The organism is Massilia orientalis (genome assembly GCF_030411975.2).
In the GTDB taxonomy this organism is placed as follows: domain Bacteria; phylum Pseudomonadota; class Gammaproteobacteria; order Burkholderiales; family Burkholderiaceae_D; genus Telluria; species Telluria orientalis.
The window spans coordinates 1-13,477 of sequence record NZ_JASNRB020000039.1; the positions used below are offsets into that span (position 1 = coordinate 1).

17 protein-coding genes and 1 pseudogene are annotated in these 13,477 nt (G+C 64.0%); 12 read left to right on the top strand and 6 right to left on the bottom strand.

Annotation, left to right across the window (positions count from 1 at the left end):
* Nucleotides 1-139: 139 nt before the first annotated feature.
* From pyk to QPK29_RS31505, 4 genes are read right to left on the bottom strand one after another with little or no spacing between them, the layout of a single operon-like run.
* Nucleotides 140-1,588 (bottom strand): pyruvate kinase, encoded by a 1,449-nt coding sequence (gene pyk / locus QPK29_RS31490; protein ID WP_160409475.1) that lies wholly within the window; start codon nucleotides 1,586-1,588, stop codon nucleotides 140-142.
* A gap of 58 nt (nucleotides 1,589-1,646) precedes the next feature.
* Nucleotides 1,647-2,852, bottom strand: coding sequence for a phosphoglycerate kinase (locus QPK29_RS31495; protein ID WP_056124658.1), 1,206 nt, complete (start codon nucleotides 2,850-2,852; stop codon nucleotides 1,647-1,649).
* A gap of 40 nt (nucleotides 2,853-2,892) precedes the next feature.
* Nucleotides 2,893-3,237, bottom strand: a complete 345-nt coding sequence (locus QPK29_RS31500; RefSeq protein ID WP_056124661.1) for an AzlD domain-containing protein — start codon at nucleotides 3,235-3,237, stop codon at nucleotides 2,893-2,895.
* Nucleotides 3,230-3,973: an AzlC family ABC transporter permease gene (locus QPK29_RS31505; protein WP_056124664.1), complete on the bottom strand. Its 744-nt coding sequence runs from the start codon at nucleotides 3,971-3,973 to the stop codon at nucleotides 3,230-3,232. Before QPK29_RS31505 ends, QPK29_RS31500 begins: the two co-directional genes overlap by 8 nt.
* A 224-nt stretch (nucleotides 3,974-4,197) precedes the next feature.
* On the opposite strand from QPK29_RS31505, the gene QPK29_RS31510 reads away from it, so the two are divergent.
* From QPK29_RS31510 to QPK29_RS31520, 3 genes are read left to right on the top strand one after another with little or no spacing between them, the layout of a single operon-like run.
* Nucleotides 4,198-4,392 (top strand): zinc-finger domain-containing protein, encoded by a 195-nt coding sequence (locus QPK29_RS31510; protein WP_036236204.1) that lies wholly within the window; start codon nucleotides 4,198-4,200, stop codon nucleotides 4,390-4,392.
* 24 nt (nucleotides 4,393-4,416) lie between these two features.
* A complete protein-coding gene (locus tag QPK29_RS31515; RefSeq protein ID WP_056124667.1) occupies nucleotides 4,417-5,418 on the top strand; it encodes a YheT family hydrolase in 1,002 nt (333 codons plus the stop codon).
* A 3-nt stretch (nucleotides 5,419-5,421) separates the two neighbouring features.
* Complete coding sequence (locus QPK29_RS31520; protein WP_371772109.1) at nucleotides 5,422-6,024, top strand: DUF2946 family protein; 603 nt, start codon at nucleotides 5,422-5,424, stop codon at nucleotides 6,022-6,024.
* Between the two features lie 104 nt (nucleotides 6,025-6,128).
* On the opposite strand, the gene QPK29_RS31525 is transcribed toward QPK29_RS31520, so the two are convergent.
* Complete coding sequence (locus tag QPK29_RS31525) at nucleotides 6,129-7,724, bottom strand: M48 family metalloprotease (protein WP_160409478.1); 1,596 nt, start codon at nucleotides 7,722-7,724, stop codon at nucleotides 6,129-6,131.
* Nucleotides 7,725-7,820: 96 nt separating this feature from the next.
* Between QPK29_RS31525 and moaC the strand changes: the two genes are divergently transcribed.
* The 4 genes and pseudogenes from moaC (at nucleotide 7,821) to QPK29_RS31545 (ending at nucleotide 9,628) form a co-directional block, all read left to right on the top strand.
* The gene (moaC, locus tag QPK29_RS31530) at nucleotides 7,821-8,306 is read left to right on the top strand and encodes a cyclic pyranopterin monophosphate synthase MoaC (protein WP_056124673.1); all 486 of its coding nucleotides are present in this window, start codon (nucleotides 7,821-7,823) and stop codon (nucleotides 8,304-8,306) included.
* A gap of 237 nt (nucleotides 8,307-8,543) precedes the next feature.
* Nucleotides 8,544-9,036, top strand: a pseudogene (locus QPK29_RS31535) (Hcp family type VI secretion system effector).
* A 12-nt stretch (nucleotides 9,037-9,048) separates the two neighbouring features.
* Complete coding sequence (locus tag QPK29_RS31540) at nucleotides 9,049-9,222, top strand: hypothetical protein (protein WP_371772110.1); 174 nt, start codon at nucleotides 9,049-9,051, stop codon at nucleotides 9,220-9,222.
* A gap of 1 nt (nucleotide 9,223) precedes the next feature.
* The gene (locus QPK29_RS31545; RefSeq protein WP_371772111.1) at nucleotides 9,224-9,628 is read left to right on the top strand and encodes a hypothetical protein; all 405 of its coding nucleotides are present in this window, start codon (nucleotides 9,224-9,226) and stop codon (nucleotides 9,626-9,628) included.
* On the opposite strand, the gene QPK29_RS31550 is transcribed toward QPK29_RS31545, so the two are convergent.
* Entirely contained in the window at nucleotides 9,625-10,017 is a 393-nt protein-coding gene (locus QPK29_RS31550; protein ID WP_160409479.1) for a VOC family protein, read from the bottom strand. The genes QPK29_RS31545 and QPK29_RS31550 overlap by 4 nt on opposite strands.
* 192 nt (nucleotides 10,018-10,209) lie before the next feature.
* Between QPK29_RS31550 and pqqA the strand changes: the two genes are divergently transcribed.
* Genes pqqA through pqqE form a run of 5 tightly spaced genes read left to right on the top strand, consistent with a single transcriptional unit; the run spans nucleotide 10,210 to nucleotide 13,336 of the window.
* Nucleotides 10,210-10,284, top strand: coding sequence for a pyrroloquinoline quinone precursor peptide PqqA (pqqA, locus tag QPK29_RS31555; RefSeq protein ID WP_081984033.1), 75 nt, complete (start codon nucleotides 10,210-10,212; stop codon nucleotides 10,282-10,284).
* A gap of 47 nt (nucleotides 10,285-10,331) precedes the next feature.
* Nucleotides 10,332-11,240: a pyrroloquinoline quinone biosynthesis protein PqqB gene (gene pqqB / locus QPK29_RS31560; protein ID WP_371772112.1), complete on the top strand. Its 909-nt coding sequence runs from the start codon at nucleotides 10,332-10,334 to the stop codon at nucleotides 11,238-11,240.
* Nucleotides 11,237-11,926 carry a pyrroloquinoline-quinone synthase PqqC gene (gene pqqC, locus QPK29_RS31565; RefSeq protein WP_371772113.1) on the top strand — a complete coding sequence of 230 codons (690 nt, stop codon included), beginning with the start codon at nucleotides 11,237-11,239 and terminating at the stop codon, nucleotides 11,924-11,926. The genes pqqB and pqqC overlap by 4 nt, the downstream gene beginning before the upstream one ends.
* An 11-nt stretch (nucleotides 11,927-11,937) precedes the next feature.
* Complete coding sequence (gene pqqD, locus QPK29_RS31570) at nucleotides 11,938-12,201, top strand: pyrroloquinoline quinone biosynthesis peptide chaperone PqqD (protein WP_056124691.1); 264 nt, start codon at nucleotides 11,938-11,940, stop codon at nucleotides 12,199-12,201.
* A gap of 7 nt (nucleotides 12,202-12,208) precedes the next feature.
* Complete coding sequence (gene pqqE, locus QPK29_RS31575; RefSeq protein ID WP_371772114.1) at nucleotides 12,209-13,336, top strand: pyrroloquinoline quinone biosynthesis protein PqqE; 1,128 nt, start codon at nucleotides 12,209-12,211, stop codon at nucleotides 13,334-13,336.
* Nucleotides 13,337-13,477: the final 141 nt, after the last annotated feature.

Consider the following 13,477-nt stretch of genomic DNA (forward strand, 5'->3'; position numbering starts at 1 on the left):
AACCTTTTGGGGTCCTCCCCTGTGGGGGGGGGGGGGGGGGTGGGCGGGGGGGCGTTGGTGAGACCCAATTCAAAACACGGGGTGCCCGGGGGGGGGGGGGGGGGGGGGGCCCCCCCGCGCTCAGGTGTTGAGCTCCCTCTTAATTGAATTCACCGACGCGAACGATCTTGAGCGCGTTCGTACCGCCGACCTGGCCCATCGGCTCGCCCCACGTGACGACGATCGTGTCGCCCTTCTTGACGATGCCGTTGGCGACCAGCAAGTCTTCCGCCTGTTTCAGGACGGCACTGCTGTCGCCGCGCTGCGTCAGGTGGTACGCATGCACGTTACGATACAACGCAACCTTGCGTTGGGTGGTGACGCTTGGCGTCAGGGCGAAGATCGGGGTGTCGACGCGGTGGCGGCTCATCCACAGCGCGGTCGAACCGGACTCGGTCAGCGCGACGATCGCCTTCACGCGCAGGTGGTGCGCGGTGAACAGGGCGCCGTACGCGATCGACTGGTCGATGCGGGTGAACTGCACGTTCAGGAAGTCGGCTTCCAGCTTGTTGTATTCGGAACGTTCCGCTTCGACGCAGATCGCGGACATCATCTCGACCGTCTCGACCGGCCACTTGCCGGCGGCGGTCTCGGCCGACGTCATCACGGCGTCGGTGCCGTCCAGCACGGCGTTGGCCACGTCCGACACTTCGGCGCGGGTCGGCACGGCGTTGACGATCATCGACTCCATCATCTGCGTGGCGGTGATCGCCAGCTTGTTGCAATCGCGCGCCATGCGGATCATGCGCTTCTGCAGCGCCGGCACGGCCGCGTTGCCCACTTCGACGGCGAGGTCGCCGCGGGCGACCATGATGCCATCGGAAGCGTCCAGGATCTCTTGCAGCACGGGAATAGCTTCCGCGCGCTCGATCTTCGCGATCATCATCGGCTTGTGGCCGAACGGCTCGCCGGCGATGTTCGCCAGCTGGCGCGCCATTTCCATGTCGGTCGCCGTTTTCGGGAACGAGATCGCCAGGTAGTCGGCCTGGAAGGTCATCGCGGTCTTGATGTCCTCCATGTCCTTCGCGGTCAGCGCCGGCGCCGTCAGGCCGCCGCCCATGCGGTTGATGCCCTTGTTGTTGGACAGGTCGCCGCCCACCTTGACGATGGTGTGGATCTCGCTGCCGGCCACGCGCTCGACGATCAGCACGATCAGGCCGTCGTTCAGCAGCAGCGTGTCGCCCGGACGGACGTCGTTCGGCAGTGCCTTGTAGTCGAGGCCGACGCGTTCCTGGTTGCCCAGCTCGCCGTTCTCGCCCCAGCGGGCGTCCAGGATGAAGCGGTCACCGTTGTTCAGTACGATCTTGCCTTCTTCGAACTTGCCGACGCGGATCTTCGGGCCCTGCATGTCGGCCATGATCGCCACTTCGCGGCCGCACTCGGCCGCGGCGCGACGCACCAGGTTGGCACGGTCGATATGGTCCTGGGCGCGGCCGTGCGAGAAATTCAGGCGCACGATGTCCACGCCCGCGCGGATCATGCGGACGAGCGTATCGAAGTCGGAGGAAGCGGGGCCGATGGTTGCGACGATCTTGGTACCACGAGACATTGATCTATCCTTGAAGTGAAAAGCGCAGCCCGTGGGCTGCGCCGGTGACCGTGAGGTGTTATTTCGCAGCGCTACGCTGCAGCAGGATCTCCACCGCCGGAAGCGTCTTACCTTCGAGGAACTCGAGGAAGGCGCCGCCGCCGGTCGAGATATAGCCGACTTGGTCGGCAATATTGTATTTTGCGATGGCAGCCAGGGTGTCGCCGCCGCCCGCGATCGAGAAGGCTTTCGATGCGGCGATGGCCTGGGCCAGGGTCTTGGTGCCTTCGGCGAACTGGTCGAACTCGAACACGCCGACCGGACCGTTCCACACGATGGTGCCCGCCTTGGCGATCTGCTCGGCGAGCTGGGCCGCGGTCTTCGGGCCGATGTCCAGGATCATGTCGTCGTCGGCCACATCCTTGACGTCCTTGACGGTCGCGGTGGCGGTCGGCGAAAACTCCTTCGCGCACACGACGTCCACCGGGATCGGCACGGTCGCGCCACGGGCGGCCATCTTGTCGATGATGGTTTTCGCCTCGCCGACGAGATCCGCTTCCGCCAGCGATTTACCAATGTTCAGGCCCACGGCCTTCATGAACGTGTTGGCGATGCCGCCACCCACGATCAGGTTGTCGACCTTGTCGGCCAGGCTTTGCAGGATCGACAGCTTGGTCGACACCTTGGAGCCGGCGACGATCGCGAGCAGCGGACGCTGCGGCGCGCCCAGCGCCTTGCCCAGCGCATCCAGCTCGGCCGCCAGCAGCGGACCGGCGGCAACGACGGGCGCGAATTTCGCGATGCCGTGCGTGGTCGCTTCGGCGCGGTGCGCGGTGCCGAAGGCGTCATTCACATAGATGTCGCACAGCTTGGCCATCTTCTGCGCCAGCTCGTCCGAATTCTTCTTCTCGCCCTTGTTGACGCGGCAGTTTTCCAGCAGCACGACCTGGCCCGGCGCGACGTCGACGCCATCGACCCAGTTCTGTTTCAGTTCAACCGGCTGGCCCAGCAGCTCGGACAGGCGCTTGGCGACCGGCGCCAGGCTGTCTTCCGGCTTGAACTCGCCCTCGGTCGGACGGCCCAGGTGCGACGTGACCATCACGGCCGCACCCGCATCAAGCGCAGCGCGGATCGCGGGAACCGAAGCACGCACGCGCGTGTCTTCCGTAATGTTGCCGGCGTCGTCCTGCGGGACATTCAGGTCGGCGCGGATGAAGACGCGCTTGCCTTTCAGCGCGTCTTGGTCGATCAGGTCTTGCAAGCGGGTGAAATTGAGAACGGCCATTGTCAACAATCTTGGAATGTTTAAAAAACGCTATTTTACCTTAGCCGACCCCATGGAAAACACCAGAAACGCGCAGCACAGTAAATACCACCATGCCAATAACGATGGTCTGCAACATGTTCCGCCGCCACAGGTAGTAGGCCAGCGAGATGATACCGGCCAGGAGTTTCGGGTTCGTGACGGCCAGCTCGACCTCCCCCTGCGGCCCCAGCATGAAATCGGGCGCGACGATCGCGGCCAGCGCGCAGGCGGGCGCATAGCGCAGCATTTCCTGCACGCGCCGGGGAATCGTCACGCGGTGGCCCACCATCCACAAGGCGCTGCGGCAGCATGCGGTGGCGACACCCAGCACCACGATGACGGTCCAGATTTCCCAGTCAGCCATGGCGGACCTTGCGGCGTTCCTGCGTTTCCTCGATGGCGATGGCGGTGACCATGCCGACGAGAACCGCAAGCAGCAGCCCGAGCTTGTACGGCAGGCCATGCGCCAGCACGGACACGATGCCCGCCACGAGCACGCCGCACAGGGCCGCGCTGTTCATGACCAGCGGGACGAGGATGCACAGGATGGCGAGCGTGCCGGCAAAGCCCAGCTGCCATTCCGTCGGCACGGCGCTGCCCAGGAAGATGCCGATGAACGTGCCGACCTGCCACGCGACCCAGCTCGGATACAGCAAGCCCTTCAGGAACGACAGCTTGCCCCGTTCGGGCGCCGTGCGGGGATAGCGCTGCAGGAAGAGCGCGGTGGTCAGGTCGCCGGAGATATGGCCAAGATAAAAACGCTGCACCACCGGCAGGTGCGAGAAATGGGGGGCGAGCAGTGCGGAAAAGATGACGAACCGCAGGTTGACGACGAAAGCGGTGGCGAAGATGACGCCGATGGGGGCGCCGGTGGCGATCAGCGGCAGCGATGCAAGCTGCGCCGAACCGGAATACACGATCAGCGTCATGGCGCTGGCTTGCAGCACCGTGAGGCCGCTCTTGACCATGGCGACCCCGACCACGATGCCCCATGCGCCGAGGCCGAACAGCGTGGGCAGGCCAACCTGGAAACCCTCGCGCCAGGCGACGGGGTCGTGCCCGTCGACATCGTTGCCGCTCTCCATGCGCACTCCGCTCATGTCGCGTTCCTGCAACAAAAGCGGTCGACAAGCATGGCGGACAGGCTGCGTTCGGACATGAAACGAGGGCGTGAAAATGCGCGTAGATTTCCCTGTCGGAAATTCTACTCGACAGTATTAAGGTTGCTATTCTACCGGACCATTCCGGCAATCAGGTCGAATCCGTTAGAATCGTGGTTTTGGGAATGCTGTGTTTCCCTACCTATTAGCTGACGGAGAAATGAATGAACGACAAGACCATCCCGGTCGTGGAACTGGAAGCCAAGGACCTGCCGGCCTATTGCCCGAACCCTGCCATGCCGCTGTGGTCGTCGCACCCGCGCGTGTTCCTGGACTTCGATCATGACGGCAACGCAAAGTGCCCGTACTGCGGCACCCAGTACCGCCTGAAGCCGGGCACCGTGCTGGCGCATCACTGATTTCTTTCCTGTCGGGAGCTTGCCGTGAACCAAGCGGGCGCAGCAGGCTACCAGGCGCCGTGGTGGCTGCCGGGCGGTGACCTGCAAACGATTTATCCCGCCGTCTGCATCCGCAAGCCGGCCGTCGCCTACCGGCGCGAACGCTGGAACACCCCCTGCGGCCAGGATTTCATCGACGTCGACCTCGTCGACGGCGCTTCCCCTGCTTCTCCCTGCGTACTGCTGTTCCATGGCCTGGAAGGGTCGTCGGACAGCCATTACGCGCGGTCGCTGATGGCGGCCGCCAAAGCGCGCGGCTGGCATGGCGCGATCCCGCATTTCCGCGGCTGCTCGGGCGAGCCGAACCTCGCGCCCCGCTTCTACCACTCCGGCGACGCCGAAGAACTCGACTGGATCATCCGCCGCCTGCGCCCCCGCCATTCCGGGCCGTTCTACGTGGCCGGCGTCTCGCTGGGCGGCAACGCGCTGCTGCGCTGGCTCGGTGAACAGGGCCATGGCGCGGGCATCGTCGATGCCGCCGTGGCCATCTCCGCCCCGCTCGACCTGGCGGCCGGCGGCGCCGCGCTGTCGGCCGGCTTCAACCGCCTGTACACCCGCATGTTCCTGCAGACGTTGAAGCCGAAGGCATTGGCCAAGCTGGACCGCTTTCCCGGCCTGTTCGACCGCGACCGCCTGCTCGCCGCGAACGATTTATACAGTTTCGACAACGTCGTCACCGCCCCGCTGCACGGTTACCGCGACACGGACGATTACTGGCACCGCGCCAGCGCCCGCCACGTCCTGCACGACATCGTCGTGCCGACGCTCGTGCTGAATGCGCAGAACGACCCGTTCCTGCCCGGCCGGCACCTGCCGCGGACAGCTGCACACGCGGTGACCCTGGAGTATCCCGAGACGGGCGGTCACGTCGGCTTTTCCGTCGGTCCCTTCCCGGGGCGGCTCGACTGGCTGCCGCAACGCATCCTGACATTTTTCGACGACACGGCCATGCGCGCGCCCGCGCCCGCGCGGCTGTGCGAAGCTTGAACCATGGACGACATCGTAAAACAGGCAATGGCCAAGTGGCCGAACGTGCCGTACTGCTACGGCTGGCTGGCACTGGACGCGCGCGGCGCCTGGCGCATGCGCGACGAGGCGGCCCAGCGCGCGGGCGCCCCTGGCGACAAGCTGACGAATGCCGCACTGGTCGGCTTCATCGCCCGCAATTATTTATCGGATGAGCGCGGCTGCTGGTATTTCCAGAACGGTCCGCAGCGCGTGTACATCAACCTCGAGACAACGCCCTTCATCGCGCGCACGGATCCGGCGCAGGGCCTCGTGCTGCACACGGGGCAGCCGCTGGGCGCGCCGGAAGAAGCGTTCATGACGGACGCCGGCGGCATCGTGCTGCGTGCTGGCCGGACGGTGGCCCAGTTGGACGACCGCGACGCGGCGCAATTGCTGCAGGCGTTCGAGCTGGATGGGCGGCCTGCGTCTGACGACGAGGTGATGGCGTGGATGGCAGGCGGCGCCGGAGAGCTGGCGCTGCGCTGGCAGGACAGGCGTATTGCGGTGGGACGGCTGACGGCGGACGAGGTGCCGGCACGCTTCGGGTTCGTGCGGCTGCCGGACTTGCTGCAAGGGCAAAAATAGATAACATGTGAACGTCGTTCCCGCGAAGGCGGGAACCGAATTTTTGGGTAGGTCGCTCACGCAAAATTAGGCCCCTGCCTTCGCAGGGGCGACGTGGTTTCGGGTTACCGGTCCTTGTCCTTCTTCTCTTTCTTCTCGTCCTTCTGCCGCTCGTTCAGCTCGCGCTCGCGCGCATCGATCACGGCCTGGTCGTAGAACGACACATCCTTCGCCTTGCGCGCGAGATTGAGCTGGTCGACGGCCGCCGGCAACGCGCCCGACAGCACATACGATTCGGCCAGCGCCATATGCTGCAGCGCGATCTTGCCCTGGGCCGCATAGGCCTTGGCGAGCTGGTCGTACAGCTTGGGCTCTTCGCGGTATTGCTGCACCTGGTCGCGCAGGAACTGGGCCGCCTTGTCCAGCTGGCCGTCCGCGATCAGCGCGTCGGCATACTGGCGCGCCAGCATGCGCGACAGCGGGAATTTCTGGTACGCGGCTTCCGCATCCTGCACGGCCTGGTGGACGACGGCGGGCGGCTGCCCCGGCGCCAGCTTGATCTCGGTGCCGAGGGCGGCGAACATGGCGCTGCCATCGGTACCGCTGCGCTCGCTCGAAAACACGCCGGGACGGGGCTTCGTCGATGCCTTCGCCTTGTCGAGCCAGCTCTGCGCCCCTTTCAGGTCGCCCTGCTTCAGCGCGAGGAACGACAGGCCGTACATCGCGGCCGTCTGCTGCTGCGTGTTCGGCTGGGCCAGCTGGCTGTCGAACGTGGATTTCGCTTCGTCGCGCCCCTTCTGGCTTTCGTCCTGCAGCACGCGCGCGCGGGCGCGGACGAGGTGGAACTCGATGCTGTCCGGCCGGATGTGCATCACCTTCGGATTGTCGCGGATGCGCGCCTGGATGTCGGCGATGCGCTCGCCCGTCAGCGGGTGACTGCTGAGCCAGGCCGGCGCCTCGCCATAGACGCGCGTCGTGCTCTGCAGGCGCTTGAAGAACGCCACCATGCCCGACGTGTCGTAACCGGCCGCGCGCATCGTCTGGAAGCCGACGCGATCGGCCTCGCGCTCGGCGTCGCGGCTGAAATTCAGCTGGCGCTGGATGGCGAGACCTTGGCCGCCCAGCATGACGCCCATCGCCGCATCGGCCCCGCCGCCGGCCTTGCCGACGAGCGCCGCCAGCAGCAGCGCGGCCAGGGGCAACAGCGCATCCTGCTTCTGCTGGCCGATCATGCGCGCGATGTGGCGCTGCTGCACGTGGCCGATCTCGTGCGACAGCACGGAGGCCAGTTCCGACTCGTTCTGCGCCGAAATGATCAACTGCGAGTGCACGCCGATGAAGCCGCCGGGCAGCGCGAACGCGTTGATCATCGGATCGCGCACGGCAAAGAAGAAGAAATCGGCATTCGTCTCGCCGCGTGCGCCGGGCGCGAACGACACGAGGTTTTCGCCGAAATTGTTCAGGAACTCGATGATCGCGTCGTCGTCCAGGTAATCGGGATCGCGCCGGATATCGTTCATGATCTCCTCGCCCAGCTTGCGCTCCAGGAAGGGCGACAAGTCGGCACGCGCGGTATCGCCGAGCGTCGGCAACCCGGTCGTATCGGCGCTGCCGCGCAGGACGGGGACGGTAGGGGCGGCAAACGCGCCGGCGGTGGCCACGACCAGGCCGACGGCGGCGGCGACACGGCGCCATGGCCACCTTGGTGAAAGCTGCAACATCGCTGAAATCGGGTTAGGTTTCACGATGCTATGATAACCGCTTCCCGGCCATCGCTACTGCTGGGCCATATTTTGTTACTTCGTTCCCTCGACAACATGACAACATCCCCCCTGACCCACTTCGACGCCACCGGACAAGCCCACATGGTCGACGTCGGCGCCAAGGACGCGACCCACCGTATCGCCGTCGCCGCCGGCACCATCCGCATGCTTCCGGCCACCCTGGAACTGGTGACGTCGGGCTCGGCCAAGAAGGGCGACGTGCTGGGCGTGGCGCGCATCGCGGCCATCATGGCGGCCAAGCGAACGAGCGACCTCATCCCCCTGTGCCATCCGCTGGCCATCACGCGGGTCGCCGTCGATTTCGAGATCGACGCGGCGAACAACAGCGTGCACTGCCGGGCGCAGGTCGAGACCTACGGCAAGACCGGCGTCGAGATGGAAGCGCTCACTTCGGTCCAGGTCGGCCTGCTGACCATTTATGACATGTGCAAGGCGGCGGATCGCGGTATGGTCATGACCAATGTGCGGGTGCTGGAAAAGCATGGCGGCAAGTCGGGCGACTGGACGGCGGCGGTGTGATTAATGTGTTTAGACTCGTTGGGTTATATGCCCATCCGTAGCTGGCCACTCTTCAAGAGTCGGTCAACGACAGAAGATTCGTCCGCACGGGCACCCGTTTAATAATCGAAGAAAATTCCAGAAACCCCATTCTTGAGACTTGATTTTTCCCCTTCACTTCACTTGACAGTTACCAATGACGGCGCCAGCGGCCCGGTCGAAAATATTCGCTTCCCTCAACTTGTACCGGAGAGAAGCATGGCTACTGACGTTTATCTGAGTATCGATGGAATCAAGGGCGAGTCAGCAGACTCTGCTCACCAAGGATGGATCGAGCTGACTTCGGCACAATGGGGCGTCACACAGCCCCGTAGCGCAACCGCATCCACAGGAGGCGGCCATACTGCGGAACGCTGCGAGCACCGCACCCCTCGCAATCAGTAAGCTTGCGGACCTCGCCTCCCCCGTTCTGATGCAGACCTGCTCGATGGGTAAAACGATCCCGAAGGCCAAGCTGGAGTTCATGCGCGCTGATGGCGATGGTGTCCGCGTCAAGTATTACCAAGTCGAGTTAGAAAACGTCATGATCGCCAACATGGAGCAAATGGTGCATGGGGGCGGCATCCTGCATGACGAAATCGGACTACGCTTCTCCAAGATCAAATGGTCGTACACGCAGCAGAAAATCGGCGGGGGCGCCGGTGGATCGACAACGGGCGGCTGGGATCTGGCTTGCAACAAATGCGCCTGAGGAGGCTACCCCATGCCGGTGTTCTGGTGGGATGCGGAATATGACAAACAAGGCACCGCAAAGCTGATCGAGATGTTCAGAACATTTGCTCCAGTCGCTTTTGTATTGTTTAACGGCCCCGATATCCCGTTCGTCAGAAAGGCCACGAATCACGACCATCATTTTCATGTGAAGCTACGGGGCTGACATGCGCAAAACGATAACCTTACTGACCTTGGGCGCGACGGCAATCGCGCTGTCGCTCGCCCATGCTGCCGACCCGTCTTCCGATCCGTACCGTCTCTGGAAACCAATGCAAGGGGCAATCTACAAAGTCCATTCCGGCATCGTTTCAGATCGCACGCCGGCAACGGCGAACGATCGCAAGCTGACAGTTCTCGTCGATGGCAAGTCTGCGAAAGACATTTTCGATTCCATTGGTCCGGACCTGCCCGAAACATGTAGCGGAGAACCGGGCGACCGGATGCGGGAAAAAAAAGGCCTTCATTGCAGCTACACCGCGCAGGACAAGGGAACGAAAGATGGCCCCTATCGATGCTGGATCGGTCTCGATCTTCGGACTGGGGACAGCGTCGGAACCGTGAGTTGCTAGCTACCGCTCCCACGCAACCGCGTCCCGACCCACCAGTAATTCCCCTGCGCGTCCTGCACCCCCGCCGTCCGGTCCCCATACGGCTGGTCGCGCGGCTCGGACAAGCTGGTTGCGCCATGGTCCAGCGCCCGCGCATAGACCCGGTCGACATCCTCGACATACACGTGCACCGAGGCGATCAGATCGGCCCCCGGCCGGCATCCCATCATCACCACGGAATCCCCGATCCTGACCTCCGCGTGCCGGATCCCGCCGTCGGCGTCCGGCTGGCGCCGCAGCTCGGTCGCGCCGAACGCGTGGGCGAGGAAATCGAGCATGGCGCGCACATCCTTCACAAGCAAATACGGCGATACCGCGTTATAGCCGTCCGGTTTGTATCGTTCGTCCATCTGCGTCTCCCAGTGTTCAGACGAAACTGAACAATTCTGTCACAGATGTATCGTCGTGCAATACAACTGTTCATCTTTGACACAGGCCTGCCCAGCAAATAGAGCGCCACGCCATGTGGCATGGATATTGCGAATTCCTCCTTGACTGCGCGCCGCGCATTCATAACCCATCCAACGATCAAGGAGACAACCATGGCCTGGACCAAACCCGAATTCATCGACTGGCGTTTCGGCTTCGAAATCACGATGTACATCGCGAATCGCTGATGCAGCCCACGCCCGCGGCAGCGCCGCGGGCTTACCGGATCCCCGTCATGAAGATCGTCGTATTAGGCTCCGCAGCCGGAGGCGGTTTCCCGCAGTGGAACTGCAATTGCCGCAATTGCGCCGGGCTCCGTAACGGCACCGTCCGCGCGACGGCGCGCACGCAATCGTCGATCGCCGTGTCGGCCAACGGGACCGACTGGGTGCTGATCAACGCGTCGCCGGACATCCTCGCACAGATCCGCGCCACACCCGCGCTGCAGCCGGCACGCGGCCAGCGCGATACGGGCATCGCCGCCGTCATGCTGATGGATGCGCAGATCGACCATGTCACCGGCCTCCTGATGCTGCGCGAGGGGAAAGAGCTGCCTCTCTATTGCACCGCACAGGTCTGGCGCGAACTCAACCAGGGGCTGCCGCTCGTGCCCGTGCTGTCGCACTATTGCGGCGTGCGCTGGCATGCGCTGCCGATCGAAGGCGGCATGCAGGTGCCCGGCATCGACGGCATCCGCTTCACGCCGCTGGCACTGAACAGCAAGGCGCCGCCCTATTCCGACCACCGCAACGATCCTCACCCGGGCGACAACATCGGCCTGCTGATCGAGGACACGCAAACAGGCAAATCCGTGTTCTACGCGCCTGGTCTTGGCGCAATCGATCCGCAGGTGGATGCCGCGCTGCAGACAGCGGATTGCGTGCTCGTCGACGGCACGTTCTGGCGCGCGGACGAGATGATCGCGCTGGGGTTTTCCAAAAAAATGGCGGCCGACATGGGCCACCTGCCGCAATCGGGCGACGGCGGCATGATCGCCGTCCTCGACGGCATCAAGGCGCGGCGCAAGGTGCTCATCCACATCAACAACACGAATCCGATCCTGGACGAAGACTCGGCAGAGCGCGCCCTGCTCGCGCGCCACGGCATCGAGGTCGCGTTCGACGGCATGGAGATCAAGTCATGAGTACCGAAGCCTGGAGCCGCGACGAGTTCGAGGCGCAATTGCGCGCCCGAGGTGCCGGCTACCACATCCATCATCCGTTCAACGTCAAAATGAACGAGGGCCTGCTGGGCCCGGACCAGATCCGCGGCTGGGTCGCCAACCGGTTTTATTACCAGGTCAATATCCCGCAAAAGGATGGCGCCATCATCGCCAACTGCCCGGACCGCGCCACACGGCGCCGGTGGGTGCGCCGCATCCTCGACCATGACGGCTGGGGCGATAACGAAGGCGGGATTGAGGCGTGGGTGCGGCTCGGCGAGGCCGTCGGCCTGACGCGCGAGGCACTGTGGTCGCAGCGTCACGTCGTGCCCGGCGTGCGCTTCGCGGTCGATGCGTACGTCAATTTTGCACGCCAGGCGCCGTGGCAGGAAGCCGTCTGCTCGTCGCTGACGGAGATGTTCGCGCCGAAGATCCACAAGGACCGGCTGGCCAACTGGCCGACGCATTACGCGTGGATCGATCCCGACGGCTTACAGTATTTCCGCAGCCGCATCTCGCTCGCCGAGCGCGACGTCGAGCACGGCCTGGAAGTGACGCTCGGCCATTTCACCACCCGCGCCCAGCAGGAGCGCGCGCTCGAGATCCTGCAGTTCAAGCTCGACATCCTGTGGTCCATGCTCGACGCGATCGAGAAGGCCTATCCCTGAGGAGGCAAGCCATGCACACCGTTCCCGATCAACCCGCCCTGTCGCGCCTCTTCCGCATGCAGTGGGAAGAGGCCCAGGGCAACTACGTACTCCTGTATCCGGAAGGCATGGTCAAGCTGAGCCAGAGCGCGGCCGAGATCCTGAAGCGCTGCGATGGCGCCCGTACCGTGCCGGCCATCGTCGGCGAGCTCGAACAGGCGTTCAACTGCGGCGGCCTGCGGGACGACGTCGACGATTTCCTGCGCGTCGCCAGCGAACGCGGCTGGATCGTGTGAGCCCATCATGAATGCCCCGACCTTCCGCCCCGCCATCGCGCCGCCGCTGTGGCTGCTGGCCGAGCTGACCTATCGCTGCCCGCTGCACTGCCCGTTCTGCTACAACCCGGTCGATTCCGCCAATGACCGCACCGAACTGACGACCGAGCAATGGTTCGACGTGATGCGCCAGGCGCGCCAGCTCGGCGCCGCGCAACTCGGCTTCTCGGGCGGCGAACCGCTGCTGCGGGACGATCTCGAAGAACTGGTCGGAGAAGGCCGCCGGCTGGGGTTTTATACGAACCTGATCACGTCCGGCATCGGCCTCACCGAATCGCGCCTCGCCCGCATGAAGGAACTGGGCCTCGATCACATCCAGCTGTCGTTCCAGGATTCGACGCGCGAGCTGAACGATTTCCTGTCGAGTACGAAGACGTTCGACCTGAAGGCGCGCGTCGCCCGGCTCATCAAGCAGTACGCCTATCCGATGGTGTTGAACGTCGTGCTGCACCGCTTCAATCTCGACCACGTGGAGCGGATCATCGACATGGCGCTCGAGATGGGCGTCGAGTACCTGGAACTGGCCAACACGCAGTATTACGGCTGGGCGCTCGTCAACCGCGACCAGTTGATGCCGACGCGGGAGCAGGTCGCGCATGCGGAAAGCGTCGTGAACGCATGCCGCGCGCGGATCGGCAACAAGATGCGCATCCTGTTCGTCGTGCCCGACTATTTCGAGGCGCGGCCCAAGGCGTGCATGAACGGCTGGGGCGGCGTATTCCTCGGCATCGCACCGGACGGTACCGCCCTGCCCTGCCACGCGGCCCGCACATTGCCGGGCATCGATTTTCCGAATGTGCGGGACACGCGCGTGAAGGAGATCTGGTACGACAGCGACGCATTCAACCGCTACCGCGGCGATGCCTGGATGAAAGATCCGTGCCGCACCTGCGACGACAAGGCGAAGGACTTCGGCGGCTGCCGCTGCCAGGCGTATGCGCTGACGGGCGACGCCGCCAACGCGGACCCGGTCTGCGCGAAGTCGGCGCGGCACGGCGACGTGCAGGCGATCGTCATGCATGCACAGCGAACACAGCAAGACGCCGTGTGGCAGCCGGCGCAACCGATCGTGTTCCGAAAAAATCCCCAAAAATAGGTCTCTGCACAACAATCTTTTATTGAACAGATATCGAACGACGCAGGCACGAACGTAAGTGTTGGAAAAACGCGCCAAATCGTACATACGGACCCGAATTCTCACAGATTATTTCCGCACATCAATTAACATTTACCTGAA

Coding starts and splice junctions, on each gene's coding strand:
- QPK29_RS31505 (WP_056124664.1), bottom strand. CDS start 3,973: ATGAGCGGAGTGCGCATGGAGAGCGGCAACGATGTCGACGGGCACGAC.
- QPK29_RS31545 (WP_371772111.1), top strand. CDS start 9,224: ATGCGCAAAACGATAACCTTACTGACCTTGGGCGCGACGGCAATCGCG.
- QPK29_RS31495 (WP_056124658.1), bottom strand. CDS start 2,852: ATGGCCGTTCTCAATTTCACCCGCTTGCAAGACCTGATCGACCAAGAC.
- pqqB (WP_371772112.1), top strand. CDS start 10,332: ATGAAGATCGTCGTATTAGGCTCCGCAGCCGGAGGCGGTTTCCCGCAG.
- QPK29_RS31510 (WP_036236204.1), top strand. CDS start 4,198: ATGAACGACAAGACCATCCCGGTCGTGGAACTGGAAGCCAAGGACCTG.
- moaC (WP_056124673.1), top strand. CDS start 7,821: ATGACAACATCCCCCCTGACCCACTTCGACGCCACCGGACAAGCCCAC.
- pyk (WP_160409475.1), bottom strand. CDS start 1,588: ATGTCTCGTGGTACCAAGATCGTCGCAACCATCGGCCCCGCTTCCTCC.
- QPK29_RS31520 (WP_371772109.1), top strand. CDS start 5,422: ATGGACGACATCGTAAAACAGGCAATGGCCAAGTGGCCGAACGTGCCG.
- QPK29_RS31500 (WP_056124661.1), bottom strand. CDS start 3,237: ATGGCTGACTGGGAAATCTGGACCGTCATCGTGGTGCTGGGTGTCGCC.
- pqqE (WP_371772114.1), top strand. CDS start 12,209: ATGAATGCCCCGACCTTCCGCCCCGCCATCGCGCCGCCGCTGTGGCTG.
- pqqC (WP_371772113.1), top strand. CDS start 11,237: ATGAGTACCGAAGCCTGGAGCCGCGACGAGTTCGAGGCGCAATTGCGC.
- QPK29_RS31550 (WP_160409479.1), bottom strand. CDS start 10,017: ATGGACGAACGATACAAACCGGACGGCTATAACGCGGTATCGCCGTAT.
- QPK29_RS31540 (WP_371772110.1), top strand. CDS start 9,049: ATGCCGGTGTTCTGGTGGGATGCGGAATATGACAAACAAGGCACCGCA.
- pqqD (WP_056124691.1), top strand. CDS start 11,938: ATGCACACCGTTCCCGATCAACCCGCCCTGTCGCGCCTCTTCCGCATG.
- QPK29_RS31525 (WP_160409478.1), bottom strand. CDS start 7,724: ATGTTGCAGCTTTCACCAAGGTGGCCATGGCGCCGTGTCGCCGCCGCC.